The following is a 12,249-nucleotide window of genomic DNA, read 5'->3' as shown; positions in this document are numbered from 1 at the left end:
CATGGCATTCTTCGGAACTTCCCCCAAAGCCGCGGCGCTGGCGGACGAGATCACCGATTTCACCGCCGTGCGGGGCCGGTCGCTGTTTCGCGACGCGCTCAACCGCTTCCTGCGCAACAAGGCCGCCATGGCGAGCCTCTTCATCCTCCTGCTGATCGTCTGCTTCGTGATCTTCGGGCCGGTCTTCTCGCAATGGTCGAACGAAGAGATCGACTGGGTCGTGATGGGCGACGTGAAGGGCATGGGCGGCCCGTCGCTCGAGACCGGGCACTATTTCGGCGTCGACGACCTTGGCCGCGATCTCTTTGCCCGCACCATCCAGGCCACCCGGACCTCGCTTCTGGTGGGGCTGATCGGCGCCGCCATGGCGCTGCTCGTCGGCACCTTCTGGGGCGTCGTGGCGGGCTATTACGGCGGCAAGCTCGACAGCATCATGATGCGCTTCGTCGACATCCTTTTGGCGATCCCGCTGACGCTGGTGCTGATCCTGATCCTCGTGGTCGCGGGGCGCAGCTTCACGGCGCTGTTCCTCGGGCTCGGCGCGGTCTCGTGGCTGACCATGAGCCGCATCGTGCGCGGCCAGACGCTGGCGCTGAAGAGCCGCGAGTTCATCGAGGCGGCCCGCGCGACGGGCGTCTCGGAAGGCACCATCATCTGGCGCCACATCCTGCCCAACCTCGCCGGCGTGGTGATCGTCTACGCCTCGCTGCTGGTGCCCGAGATGATCCTGGCAGAGTCCTTCATCTCGTTCCTCGGCCTCGGCATCTCCGAGCCCAACACCTCGCTGGGCCGGCTGATCGCCGAAGGGGCAGGGACCATGGCCTACGGCACGCTCTGGCAGCTGCTCTTCCCGCTCTTCTTCTACGTCGCGCTGATCATTGCGATGTTCTTCGTGGGCGACGGCCTGCGCGACGCGCTCGACCCGAAGGATCGCTGACATGACCGTTCTTTCCGTAAAAGACCTGCAGGTCTCCTTCGACACGCCCGACGGCCAAATCGACGCCGTGAAAGGCGTCTCTTTCGACATCGCGCCGGGCGAATGCCTCGGCATCGTCGGCGAGAGCGGCTCGGGCAAGAGCCAGAGCTTCATGGCCGCGATGGGGCTGATGCCGCCCAACGGGCGCGCCACCGGCTCGGTGACGCTGTCGGGCAAGGAGATCCTCAACCTGCCGATCGGCAAGCTCAACGCGATCCGCGGCGCCGATGTGGGGATGATCTTTCAGGATCCGCTCACCGCGCTGACGCCGCATCTCAAGATCGGCGCCCAGATGGCCGAGGTGCTGCGGGTCCACAAGGGGCTGCGCGGGGCGGAGGCTCGGGCGCATTGCCTCGACTGGCTCAACCGCGTGCAGATCCCCGAGGCCGAGCGACGGCTCGACCAGTATCCGCACGAGCTCTCGGGCGGCATGCGCCAGCGGGTGATGATCGCGCAGGCGATGCTCTGCGAGCCCAAGCTCTTGATCGCCGACGAGCCGACCACCGCGCTCGACGTAACGGTGCAGGCCGAGGTGCTCGACCTGATGGCGCGGCTGCAGCACGAGCTTGGCACCGCGATTGCGCTGATCACCCATGACATGGGCGTGGTGGCGCGGATGTGCGACCGGGTGAAGGTAATGCGCAAGGGCGCCTTCGTCGAAGAGGGCCCGGTGGAGCGCATCTTTGCCGCGCCCGAGCACGCGTATACCCGCAAGCTGCTGGCGGCGATGCCGCGCATCGATGCCGGCGACGCGCCGGGGCAGGTGAGCGGCAAGACGATCCTCGATGTGCAGGATCTGAAGGTGCATTTCGACATCCAGCAGAAGGGCGGGCTGTTCGGGCGCAAGGTGCCGCTGAAGGCGGTGAACGGCGTGAGCTTCTCGCTGCGCGAGGGCGAGACGCTGGGCATCGTGGGCGAGTCGGGCTGTGGTAAGTCCACGCTGGCCCGCGCCGTGCTGCAGCTGATCGAGCCCTCGGCGGGCGCGGTCTCGTGGCTCGGCAAGCCCTTGAACGAGATGGACCGCAAGGCGCTGACCCGCGAGCGCAAGGATCTGCAGATCGTGTTTCAGGATCCGCTGGCGAGCCTCGACCCGCGGCTGACGATCTCCGATTCCATCTCCGAGCCGCTCAAGACCCACCGCCCCGAGATGACCGGGCGCGAACGCCGCGAGGCGGTGGTGGCGATGATGCAGCGGGTCGGGCTCGATCCGATCATGTACAACCGCTACCCGCACGAGCTCTCGGGTGGGCAGAACCAGCGGGTGGGCATCGCGCGGGCGATGATCACCAAGCCGCGGCTGATCATCTGCGACGAGGCGGTGAGCGCGCTCGACGTCTCGATCCAGGCGCAGATCGTGCAGCTTCTGAAGGAGCTGCAGGCCGAGTTCGGCATGTCGATGCTGTTCATCAGTCACGACCTGTCGGTGGTGCGGGCGATCTCGAACCGGATCATGGTTTTGTATCTCGGGCGCGTCGTCGAGCTGGGCGATGCCGGCGCGATCTGCGACGCGCCCCGCCATCCCTATACGCAGGCGCTGATCTCGGCGGTGCCGATCCCCGACCCGGAGACCGAGCGGGCGCGGGCCCGGATCCGCATTCCCGGCGAGCTGCCCTCGCCGCTCGATCCCCGCGCTGCGCTGCGCTTCCTGCCGTCGCGGCTCAAGGACGGCGAGGCGGCGGTCTACGTGCCGCGCCTAGCTGATGTGGGCGACGGGCATCTGGTGGCCGAGCACGATCCGCTGGAGCGGCTGCTTGGGCGGGCGGCTGGCTGAGATCGGGGAGGCCCCGTCGAGAGGCGGGGTCTTTTCTTGCAGACGGTCGAACGCCGTCCTCGCGCGGAATCAAGCGCGAAGGGCGCCGCGCCATCGCCGGCCCGCCCGACCGGGCTGGCGATTTGGTGACGTTGGCGCTTTGTGTCGAGGTCCTTCGGATCTGGCAGGGATAAATCGAGAGGTTCTGAGCGACGGATCGCCATCCCGCGGGCCGGCGATGCCGCGGCTCGCTCCCGGCTTCAGAGCTGAGATTCGTTCGGCCATCTAAAGCAGGGCAGGGGCCCTTATCGCACCGCTTCCGCCGGGAGCTCCGGCACCGCCACCAGCTCCGTCAGCGCCGCGACCTTGTGGAACATCGCCGCCTTCAGCGCGTCGAGGCTCATGTCCTCGGACACCGTGTAGATCGTGAAGAGCCCATTCAGCGCGAGGAAGATCACCTCGCCAAGCGCCCGCGCATCCGCCGCCTGATCTATCAGCCCCTCGCCTTGCAACCGCTGCATCAGCGCCACCACCTGCTCAGAGAGCGCCTGATCCAGCGCGTGGTAGCGGCGCGAGAACTTGGTGTCGGCGCTCTGGATCGAGAACGCCATCGCCGTGCGCCACATCTCCTTGGTCAGGTAGACCAGCGAGTGATCGTAATAGGTCGCGATCAGGGTGCAGATCGCCTCCCGGGCGCTGCCGGGCGGGGCGGTGACCACGCTTTCGCCCTGATGCAGCACCTCCTCGACCTCCATCGAGACAATGGCCAGCAGCAGGTCGGCCTTGTGGGCGTAGTAGTTGTAAAGCGTCCCAACCGAGACCTCGGCGCTCTCGGCGATGGCCTCGATCCGGGCCGCCTCGTACCCGTTCTGCTTAAAAAGCGTGCTTGCCGCTTCCAGAATGGCGCGATTGCGTTTCGCTTTCTGTCTTTCGCGAAGTCCGGCCATGAGCGCTCCTGTTGATCTTCAAAATTAGTATTGACTGTAAAAATGAATACGCTCAACTTTTTTGTGTGACGCGGCCGCCAAGCGCCGCCAAAAACCACAGGAGAGGGTAAATGCTCATCAAACTGACCTGCTCGGCGCTGGCCATCACGGCCGGTCTCGCCTCCGCGGCGCAGGCCGAGGACCTCAACGCGCTGATCTGGTGCGACCATGCCGACCCCGAGCTGCTGCAGCCGTTCGAAGAGGCGCATGACGTGCGCGTCAACGTGAAGGAATACGAGGGCACCGCCGCCGGCCTGACCCTGCTCGAGCAATCGCGCCCCGGCGACTGGGACGTGATGGTGATCGACGCGGTCGACGTTGGCCGTGCCGTGGAGCGGGGCCTGCTGGCGCCGCTGCCGACCGAGGGCCTCGCGACCGACAGCTACTTCCCTGAGGCGGTGCTCGCCGATCACACCACCGTGGATGGCACGACCTACGCGGTGACGGAGAAGTTCGGCTACAACACCATCGCCTACAACAAGGCGGCGGTGGATCCGGCCGACATGGAAAGCCTCGATGCGCTGTGGTCGGGCAAGTATGACGGCCGCATCGCGATCTACGACTATTACCTGCCGGTGCTGGGGCTGGTGGGCCTCGAGGCGGGTGTCGCTACCGCCGATCTCGACGCCGCAGCGCTCGAGACCCTGCGCGAGCCGCTGATGAAGCTGGGCGCCGCCTCCAAGCAGGTCTCCGACGTGGTCGGCAGCCAGACCGCTCTGGCCACCGGCGAGGTCGACGTGCTGATCGGCGGCGGCGAGTGGCTGACCGCGGTGCTGAACGCCGAGAACCCCGATCTCGACTGGACCATCCCCGAGGAGGGCGGCCTGCTCTGGGCGCAGTCGCTGGCCATCGTCGAGGGCAGCGAGAAGCCCGAGCTGGCGCTCGAGTTCATCAAATACGTGACCTCCCCCGAGGGGCAGGCGCGTCTTGCGACCTCGTCCTGCTACTGGGGCATGCCCGCCAACAAGGCCGCCGGCGACGTGCTGAGCGACGAGCAGAAGGCGATCCTGCGCTGGGACGACCAGGCCGACTACCTCGCCCGTGCCCAGCTCTACCCGGTGCCCGACGCCGAGACCGACACGGCGATGCAGGACCTCTGGACCGACATGCTCCAGAACTAAGGCAAGGCCATGAGCATCGAGAGACAGGAAAGACAGCAGGGAGCGGCCTTGGTCGCTCCCGCGCTGCTGTGGACGCTGGCGTTCTTCGTGGTGCCTTTCGCGGCGATGGTGATGATGAGCCTCGCCCATATGGAGGGGCGCGACATCGTGCAGGGGCATGACCTCGGCAACTACCTGAAGATCTTCACCGATCCGTCGCTGCGCCGGGGCATCTTCGTGTCGCTGGAGATCACCGTCGTGGTGACCCTGATCTCGGTGCTCCTCGCCTGGCCGCTGGCCTGGATCATCGCCACACGCGTGCCGCCGCGCTGGCGGCGCATGGCGCTTCTGCTCGCGGTGCTGCCGTTCTGGACCTCTTACGTGGTGCGCTCCTATTCCTGGGCGCTGGTGCTCGGCGAGAAGGGCGTGGTGATGAACGCGCTGGTGGGGCTGGGCCTCTTGGCCGAGCCGGTGCAGATCATGGCGACCCGCGCCGCCACCATCATCGGCTTCGTGCATTTCTTCGTCATGCTGCTGACGCTGACGATCTATTCCAACCTGATCCAGCTCTCGCCCAACTACGTCCGCGCCGCCGAAGACCTCGGTGCCTCGCGCTGGCAGGTGATCCGGCTGGTGATCCTGCCGCTGACGCTGCCCGGCGTGATGACTGGCGCCTTCCTGACCTTCGTGCTCTGCATCGGCGATTACATCACGCCGCAGATCCTTGGCGGCAACAACGAGCTCAGCCTGCCGCAGCTGATCATGCTGCAACTCGGGCGGCGGGGCGATTTCCCCATGGCCTCGGCGCTCTCGGTGGTGCTCATGGTGATCGTGACGCTGGCCTATGCCGGCTGCGCCCGCTGGCTCAAGATGGAGCGGCTCTGATGCGCATTCTCCCCTGGGCCTACCTGCTGGCGCTCTTCGCCTTCATCTTGCTGCCGGTGGTGACGCTGGTGATCTTCTCCTTCCAGGACGGACGCCTGCCGGTGCCGCCCTTCAAGGGCGCGACGCTCGACTGGTATCGCGAGATCCTCACCGACCGGGCGCTGATGGAAGCGCTGGGCAATTCGCTGATCGTGGCGCTGCTGTCGTCGCTGGTGGCTCTGGTGCTCGGCTTTCTCGCGGCTTCCGGGCTCGCCCGCGTGGTGCTGCCGGGCACGGTGGTGATGCGCGGGCTGCTGATCGCGCCGATGACCGTGAGCTACCTGATCATCGCGCTGGGGCTTTTGCAGATGTTCAACAAGGTGGGGATCCGGCCCTCGCTTCTCGCCACCGGCATCGGCCACGTGGTGATCAACCTGCCGCTCTGCTTCGCCATCCTCTACGCCGCCATCGGCGAGCACCAGAAGAGCGCGCTGAAAGCGGCGCGCGATCTCGGCGCGAAGGAATGGCAGGTGCTGTGGTTCGTCGCCGCGCCGATGCTGACCCCGGCGCTGGCCGCCGCCTTCTTCCTCGCCTTCACCTTCAGCTGGGACGAGTTCATCATCGCCTTCCTGCTGACCCGCTTCGATGTCACCCTGCCGGTCGAGATCTGGTCGATGCTGCGCTCGGGCCTGTCGCCCGCCACCAACGCGGTGGGCTCGCTGGTCTTCCTTGTCTCGGTCATCGTGGTGGTGGCGCTCGAGCTCACGCTTTTCCGGAAGGGATCGAAATGACCGCGGATGTTCACATCAAGGCCGTCGAACACCGGTTCAACGCCTTTACCGCCCTGCACCGGGTCGATCTGCAGATCGGGGCGGGCGAGTTCATCGTGCTGCTGGGGCCGTCGGGCTGCGGCAAGACCACGCTGCTTTCGATCATCGGCGGCTTCCTCACGCCCTCGGAGGGGCAGGTGCTGATCGGCGGGCGCGACATGACCCATGTGGCCCCGAAGGACCGGCCCACCACCACGATGTTCCAGGATTACGCGCTCTTCCCGCACATGTCGCTGCGCGACAACGTGGGGTTCGGCCTGCGCATGCGCGGCGTCGGGCGCGCCGCGCGCAACGCCAAGGCGCTGGAGATGCTCGAGATGGTGGGGCTGGCCGACAAGGCGGCGCGCCGTCCGCGCGAGCTTTCCGGCGGGCAGCGGCAGCGCGTGGCGCTGGCCCGCGCGCTCGCGGTCGAGCCGGACGTGCTGCTGCTCGACGAGCCGCTGGGCGCGCTTGACCTGAAGCTGCGGCGGCAGATGCAGGAGGAGCTGAAGGCGATCCAGCGCCGCGTCGGCACCACCTTCGTGCACGTCACCCACGATCAGGAAGAGGCCATGGCCATCGCCGACCGCATCGTGGTGATGAACCACGGACGCGTCGAGCATTGCGGCACGCCGGAGGAGGTCTACTTGCGGCCCCGCACGATGTTCTCGGCCGATTTCATGGGCGAGACCAACCGCGTGCCGGTGACGCCGTCCGGCAGCGGTGTCAGCTCGCCGCTCGGGCCGCTTGCCATTGCGCCGGCCGAGGGCATGCTCTGCCTGCGCCCCGAGAGCATCGGCCTTGCCGAGGGCTTCAGCCTCGGGCGCGCCACGCTGGTCGAGGCGGCGTTCTACGGCTCCTACCACCGCTGCCATTTCCGCCCGCTCGCCGCGCCCGACATGCTGCTGACGGCCCATCTGCCGCAGGGCGCGCACCCGGGCCTTGGCGATGAGGTTGAGCTTTTCGGACGCAACCCGGTGGTTCTCGCCCCGGAGGCCGCATGACCCGCATCCCGCCCAAGGACTGGTATCGCCAGCGCAAGCTCGACGACGGCATCACATGGATCGACGAGCCCCATATTCAGGAATTCTACCGCTGCAATATCTGGCACGTGCGTGGCCGCGACCGCGACCTGATGGTCGACAGCGGCATGGGGGTGGTGTCCCTGCGGGAATGGGTGCCGCTGGTCTCCGAGCGTCCGCTCGACGCGGTGGCAAGCCATACCCATTTCGACCATGTCGGCTGTCATCACGAGTTTCCCTGCCGGCTGTGCCACTCCGCCGAGGCTGAAATCCTCGCCAACCCGACCCGCGCCAGCACGCTGGCCGATCCCTACGTCACCGACGAGATCTTCGATGCCCTTCCCGACGTGCCCTACAGCTCGACCAGCTACGCGGTGAAGGGCGCGCCGGCGACGCGGCTTCTCGAGCATGGCGACATGATCGACCTCGGCGATCGCCGCTTCGAGGTCATCCACACCCCCGGCCACAGCCCCGGCGGCATTGCGCTCTGGGAGGCCGCCTCGGGCGTGCTGATCTCGGGCGATATCGTCTATGACGGGCCGCTGATCGAGGATACCTATCACGCCGACGCCGAGGCTTACGTGCGCTCGATGCGCCGCCTCGCGGACCTGCCGGTGCGGGTGGTGCATGGCGGCCATTTCCCGTCCTTCTCGGGCGAGCGCCTGCGCGAGATCGTCACCGGCTGGCTGCGCGAGAAGGGCCTCTGAGCGCGCCCTGAGAACACCCACGGGCAAGGCACGCCGCCGGCCCGGCAAGCAAGGAGAATGCGTTGACCGAGCGCAGCCTGAACCAGCCCCTCGGGGGCAACCAGATGCCCCGCACCGGCGGCCCCGCCACCATGATGCGGCTGCCCGCCGCCGAGACCGCCGCGGGGCTCGACGCCTGTTTCGTTGGCATCCCGATGGATATCGGCACCTCGAACCGCCCCGGCACCCGCCTCGGCCCGCGCCAGATCCGCGACGAGAGCCGGATGATCCGGCCCTACAACATGGCCACCGGCGCCGCCCCGTTCGAGCACCTGCAGGTGGCCGATATCGGCGACGTGCCGATCAACCTCTTCGATCTGAAGAAATCCGTCGACATCATCACCGAACATTACAGTGGCATCCTTGCCCACGGCGCGATCCCGCTGACGCTGGGTGGTGATCACACCCTGACCTGGCCGATCCTGCGCGCCATCAAGGAGCGCCACGGGCCGGTGGCGCTGATCCACGTGGACGCGCATTCCGACACCAACGAGGAGATGTTCGGCGAGACCGTCGCCCATGGCTGCCCGTTCCGCCGGGCTTGGGAGGATGGCTGTCTGATCAACGACAAGGTGTTCCAGATCGGCCTGCGCGGCACCGGCTACGCGGCGGATGATTTCGACTGGGGCCGCAAGCAGGGCTGGACCTGCATTCAGGCCGAGGAGTGCTGGTACAAGTCGCTGGCGCCGCTGATGGCCGAGATCCGCGCCAAGATCGGCGATGCGCCGGTCTACCTGACCTACGACATCGACAGCCTTGACCCGGCTTTCGCGCCGGGCACCGGCACGGTCGAGGTCGGTGGGCTGACCACCATGCAGGGGCTCGAGATCATCCGCGGCTGCGCCGGGCTGAACCTCGTGGGCTGCGATCTGGTCGAGGTCTCGCCGCCCTACGATCCGGCGGGCAACACCGCGGTGATCGCGGCGAATTTCCTCTACGAGATGCTCTGCGCCCTGCCGGGTGTGCCGCAGCGCGGCTGAGGACTGCCAAGGAAATGTGCGGGGCGGAGATCTGCTCCGCACTCTTTCTCAGGTGATCGCAGTGCGTTGTGCGCCGGGGGCCGGAAGGCGCTTCGCCCGGCGGCTGTGCTTTTAAGATGTTATCCACGAAGGTCTTCTGGAAGGCCCCGGACACGCCAAAACCCGCTCGCTTTGCATGCAAAGCAAGGGGTTATGAGCCATCATGTAGGGATGGAGGCGAGTACCGGAATCGAACCGGTGTACACGGATTTGCAATCCGCTGCGTCACCACTCCGCCAACTCGCCAGAGTGATGCACTCTCTAGGGCCCCGCTGCGGGGGCGTCAAGCGGTTATGGACGGGATCGGAAGATTCCCGAGCCGACGCATTGCCCCTTCACCTGAGGCGCCCTCCAAGGTTAGGCTTGGGCATCGAGTAGCGTAGCCAGTCCAATATTCCAAAGATCTGCCCTGTCCGTCCGGCAACATGTCGCGTGCGGAAAAACTGTGGCGAAAAGAAGAGTGTGGAAATCGGTCTGCGGTTGAACTAACCCTTGATCGAAAAGGTTTTTTGCCTGTCTTGAGGAGAGAGTACGCGTGAGTGATGCATATTCGGCAACGTTGAAGTTGCTGCAGGGCAGGTTCATTGAAGAGCTCCCCGAGATGCTGCGCCCGGTCAAGGAGACGCTGGGCCGCGAGAATGTGGAGCTGTCCGAAATCCACGACCTGCACCGCATCCTGCACGAGGCGGCGGGCAATGCCGGGATGCTGGGCTTCACCGAACTGCACCGGCTGCTCAAGGACGCGCTGAAAATGCTCGAAACCGCCGAGGCCGAGAACCGCACCCTGACCGAGCCCGAACGCAACGCACTCGTGGTTGCGCTTGCGGGCATAATGCGGGCGCGGGAGGCGGCGCTTTGAGGCAGCCGCTTCGCCTGCTCTCTGCGATCCTTGCAACTCAGCTCGGCTGGGCGGCGCCGCTCATGGCGCAGAGCGCTGCGGATGCGCCAGCGGCCGAGGCGAGGGCGAGCGAAACCCTGCGCCGCACCGTTCGTTTCGACGAGATCGGCTACGATGCGGGCATCGAGTTCCGCCAGCTTTCCGGTGAGACCACGTTTTTCCTGCCTGCCGCGCGTGCCGTGGCCATCGAGGGCGCGGTGCTGCGCATCGAACTCGAGCACGGCGAGAGCATGGCGACGGAACGCTTCCTTGCCGTGGCGCTGGCCGACCGGGTGGTCAAGGTGGCTCCGCTGGAGGGCAGCTCCGGTCGCATGACCGTCGAGGTCCCAGTGCCCGAGGGCGCAATCACCGGCGGCTTCCTCAAAGTGTCCCTCAGCTATTCCGGCGCGCATTCCGAGCAACTCTGCATCGACGAGCGCGCCTCCGGAGATTTTGTCTACATTCGTCCCAGCTCGGCGCTGGAGCTCTATGTCCGTGGCGGCGCGCTCGAGAGCCCGCTCGATGTGGCGCGGCTGATGCCGCAGGACAAGCGGCTGGTGATGCCCGGCAATGCGGCGGATATGCTGCCCTTCGCGATGATGGCCGGTGCCGCCTATGATGGCGAGTTCGGCACGGTGACGGTCGGCGGCAGCGACGCCGGCGGGTACGAATGGACCAGCGGCGCGCTGGTGGCTGCGCCCGACGGGGCGCGTGGCGGCAGTGTCGAGGTCACCGCGCTCGACGGTCGCCCGGCGCTCGCTTTCGGCGGCAGCGATCCGGCGCTTGGGCTGGCCCTGCTGGAAAGCGAATGGCAGCCGCTGGCGGCGATCGACGCCATCGCGCCGGTCTCGCTCGGCGGGGCGGACGAGCCGGTCTCGCAGATCACCTTTGCCGAGCTGGGCGCGCCGAAGCTGCGTCAGAACGTGGTCGGCAGCTCGACCTTCACCTTCAACTTCACCGCCGACGCGCTGCCCGCGGGCACGCTGCCCCAGCGGCTCGAGCTTTTGGTCGCGGCGGCCAACTCTGCCTCGGGGCGCGGCGTCGCGGTCAGCGTCTTCGTCAACGACGCGATGATCGGCTCGCGGCCGCTCGACAGCGCCGAGCCGGAATGGATGGATTTTGCCCTGCCGGCCGGCCTCGTGGGTCGCGACAACCAGGTCGACATCCTCGTGCAGCGGCAGGTCGAGGGCGGCGGCTGCCGCTTCGCGCCGCAGGGCTACCCGGCGGAGATCCTGCCCCAGAGCCGGTTCCTGCTGTCTGACGGCGCTGCGCCGACCGACGATTTCTTCCTGATGCGGCAAGCCTTTCGCGACGGCGTCACCGTGGTGGCCGAGCGCGGCGCGACCGAGGGCGCCTGGCCGCTGCTGCTGCCGCTTGCCGGCGCTCTGATCCCCGACACCGCGACGGTCACCGGCGCGGCGCAGCTTTCGCAGGTCGAGGCGCCGTACATCTATATCGGCGCCAATCCTCCGGCGGGCAGCGATCCGGCGCTGCGCTTCGATCAGGGCGCTGTCGAGATCCTCGACGGCAAGGGCGGGGTGATGTTCGCGGGCGAGGGGCTTGACGGGCTGAGCTTCGTGCAGGTTGTCGAGACCGATCAGGGGCCGGGCATCTGGATCCGTCCCGGCGACGGTCCGCCGCCGCAGCCGACCCGTGCCATGCCGCTGCAGCTCGACCGGGGGCAGCTTGCGATCCTCGATGAGCACGGGCTGGTGCTGTCGGTGGCGCGCAGCCGTACCGACCTGCTGCAGATCCGCTATCCCGACCAGACCGATCTCTTGCAGTTGCTGGCGAAATACCGGCCTTGGATCGTGGGCGCCGCCTGGCTGGCGCTGACCTTGCTGCTGATCCGCTTCCTTCAGGGCGTTTACCGGAAGCGCCGGGACAGCTCCGAGGGCTGATCGGTGGCGCTCGACGCGGAAAGCGAGGCCATCGGCAACCTGCTCTACGATCGGGGCATCCTGACCGACGAGCAGCTTGACGAGGCCGAGGACCTTGCCGAAGCCTGGGATCTGGGCCTCGTCGAGGTGCTGCTCGGCAAGCGCTGGCTCAAGGCCGCCACGATCTACCGCGAACTCGCCTATTACTACGACGTGCCGC

Annotated in this window: 11 protein-coding genes, 1 tRNA gene and 1 pseudogene; 11 read left to right on the top strand and 2 right to left on the bottom strand. The window is 67.0% G+C overall.

Features of this window, described 5'->3' with window-relative positions:
- The first annotated feature begins 1 nt into the window (after position 1).
- On the top strand, positions 2-937 hold the full coding sequence (locus AC6RA4_RS05465; RefSeq protein WP_500158171.1) for an ABC transporter permease: 936 nt from the start codon (positions 2-4) through the stop codon (positions 935-937).
- Position 938: 1 nt separating this feature from the next.
- The gene (locus AC6RA4_RS05460) at positions 939-2,747 is read left to right on the top strand and encodes an ABC transporter ATP-binding protein (RefSeq protein WP_500158169.1); all 1,809 of its coding nucleotides are present in this window, start codon (positions 939-941) and stop codon (positions 2,745-2,747) included.
- Positions 2,748-3,031: 284 nt separating this feature from the next.
- Here the strand turns inward: AC6RA4_RS05460 and AC6RA4_RS05455 are convergent, their stop codons facing one another.
- Positions 3,032-3,673 (bottom strand): TetR/AcrR family transcriptional regulator, encoded by a 642-nt coding sequence (locus AC6RA4_RS05455; RefSeq protein WP_500158167.1) that lies wholly within the window; start codon positions 3,671-3,673, stop codon positions 3,032-3,034.
- 110 nt (positions 3,674-3,783) lie between these two features.
- Between AC6RA4_RS05455 and AC6RA4_RS05450 the strand changes: the two genes are divergently transcribed.
- The 6 genes from AC6RA4_RS05450 (at position 3,784) to speB (ending at position 9,233) form a co-directional block, all read left to right on the top strand.
- Entirely contained in the window at positions 3,784-4,833 is a 1,050-nt protein-coding gene (locus AC6RA4_RS05450) for a polyamine ABC transporter substrate-binding protein (protein WP_500158165.1), read from the top strand.
- Between the two features lie 9 nt (positions 4,834-4,842).
- The gene (locus AC6RA4_RS05445; protein WP_500158163.1) at positions 4,843-5,697 is read left to right on the top strand and encodes an ABC transporter permease; all 855 of its coding nucleotides are present in this window, start codon (positions 4,843-4,845) and stop codon (positions 5,695-5,697) included.
- The gene (locus AC6RA4_RS05440) at positions 5,697-6,467 is read left to right on the top strand and encodes an ABC transporter permease (protein ID WP_500158161.1); all 771 of its coding nucleotides are present in this window, start codon (positions 5,697-5,699) and stop codon (positions 6,465-6,467) included. Before AC6RA4_RS05445 ends, AC6RA4_RS05440 begins: the two co-directional genes overlap by 1 nt.
- Complete coding sequence (locus AC6RA4_RS05435; RefSeq protein WP_500158159.1) at positions 6,464-7,489, top strand: ABC transporter ATP-binding protein; 1,026 nt, start codon at positions 6,464-6,466, stop codon at positions 7,487-7,489. The genes AC6RA4_RS05440 and AC6RA4_RS05435 overlap by 4 nt, the downstream gene beginning before the upstream one ends.
- Complete coding sequence (locus tag AC6RA4_RS05430; RefSeq protein ID WP_500158157.1) at positions 7,486-8,214, top strand: MBL fold metallo-hydrolase; 729 nt, start codon at positions 7,486-7,488, stop codon at positions 8,212-8,214. Before AC6RA4_RS05435 ends, AC6RA4_RS05430 begins: the two co-directional genes overlap by 4 nt.
- A gap of 104 nt (positions 8,215-8,318) precedes the next feature.
- The gene (gene speB / locus AC6RA4_RS05425; protein ID WP_500158203.1) at positions 8,319-9,233 is read left to right on the top strand and encodes an agmatinase; all 915 of its coding nucleotides are present in this window, start codon (positions 8,319-8,321) and stop codon (positions 9,231-9,233) included.
- Between the two features lie 211 nt (positions 9,234-9,444).
- Here the strand turns inward: speB and AC6RA4_RS05420 are convergent.
- A tRNA-Cys gene (locus AC6RA4_RS05420) sits at positions 9,445-9,518 on the bottom strand.
- Between the two features lie 289 nt (positions 9,519-9,807).
- Here AC6RA4_RS05420 and AC6RA4_RS05415 point away from each other — a divergent pair.
- From AC6RA4_RS05415 to AC6RA4_RS05405, 3 genes and pseudogenes are all read left to right on the top strand, one after another.
- The gene (locus AC6RA4_RS05415; protein ID WP_500158155.1) at positions 9,808-10,131 is read left to right on the top strand and encodes a hypothetical protein; all 324 of its coding nucleotides are present in this window, start codon (positions 9,808-9,810) and stop codon (positions 10,129-10,131) included.
- A complete protein-coding gene (locus AC6RA4_RS05410) occupies positions 10,128-12,050 on the top strand; it encodes a cellulose biosynthesis cyclic di-GMP-binding regulatory protein BcsB (RefSeq protein ID WP_500158153.1) in 1,923 nt (640 codons plus the stop codon). The genes AC6RA4_RS05415 and AC6RA4_RS05410 overlap by 4 nt, the downstream gene beginning before the upstream one ends.
- Before the next feature lie 3 nt (positions 12,051-12,053).
- A pseudogene (locus AC6RA4_RS05405) lies at positions 12,054-12,249 on the top strand (glycosyltransferase); the annotation flags it as partial.

Source organism: Salipiger sp. (assembly GCF_059781815.1).
The sequence above is the reverse complement of the archived record's forward strand: the minus strand, read 5'-3'. Positions and strand labels throughout refer to the sequence as shown.

Bases quoted from the DNA above. Each gene is read 5' to 3' on its own strand.
- AC6RA4_RS05465 (WP_500158171.1), top strand. From the start codon at position 2: ATGGCATTCTTCGGAACTTCCCCCAAAGCCGCGGCGCTGGCGGACGAG.
- AC6RA4_RS05460 (WP_500158169.1), top strand. From the start codon at position 939: ATGACCGTTCTTTCCGTAAAAGACCTGCAGGTCTCCTTCGACACGCCC.
- AC6RA4_RS05455 (WP_500158167.1), bottom strand. From the start codon at position 3,673: ATGGCCGGACTTCGCGAAAGACAGAAAGCGAAACGCAATCGCGCCATT.
- AC6RA4_RS05450 (WP_500158165.1), top strand. From the start codon at position 3,784: ATGCTCATCAAACTGACCTGCTCGGCGCTGGCCATCACGGCCGGTCTC.
- AC6RA4_RS05445 (WP_500158163.1), top strand. From the start codon at position 4,843: ATGAGCATCGAGAGACAGGAAAGACAGCAGGGAGCGGCCTTGGTCGCT.
- AC6RA4_RS05440 (WP_500158161.1), top strand. From the start codon at position 5,697: ATGCGCATTCTCCCCTGGGCCTACCTGCTGGCGCTCTTCGCCTTCATC.
- AC6RA4_RS05435 (WP_500158159.1), top strand. From the start codon at position 6,464: ATGACCGCGGATGTTCACATCAAGGCCGTCGAACACCGGTTCAACGCC.
- AC6RA4_RS05430 (WP_500158157.1), top strand. From the start codon at position 7,486: ATGACCCGCATCCCGCCCAAGGACTGGTATCGCCAGCGCAAGCTCGAC.
- speB (WP_500158203.1), top strand. From the start codon at position 8,319: ATGCCCCGCACCGGCGGCCCCGCCACCATGATGCGGCTGCCCGCCGCC.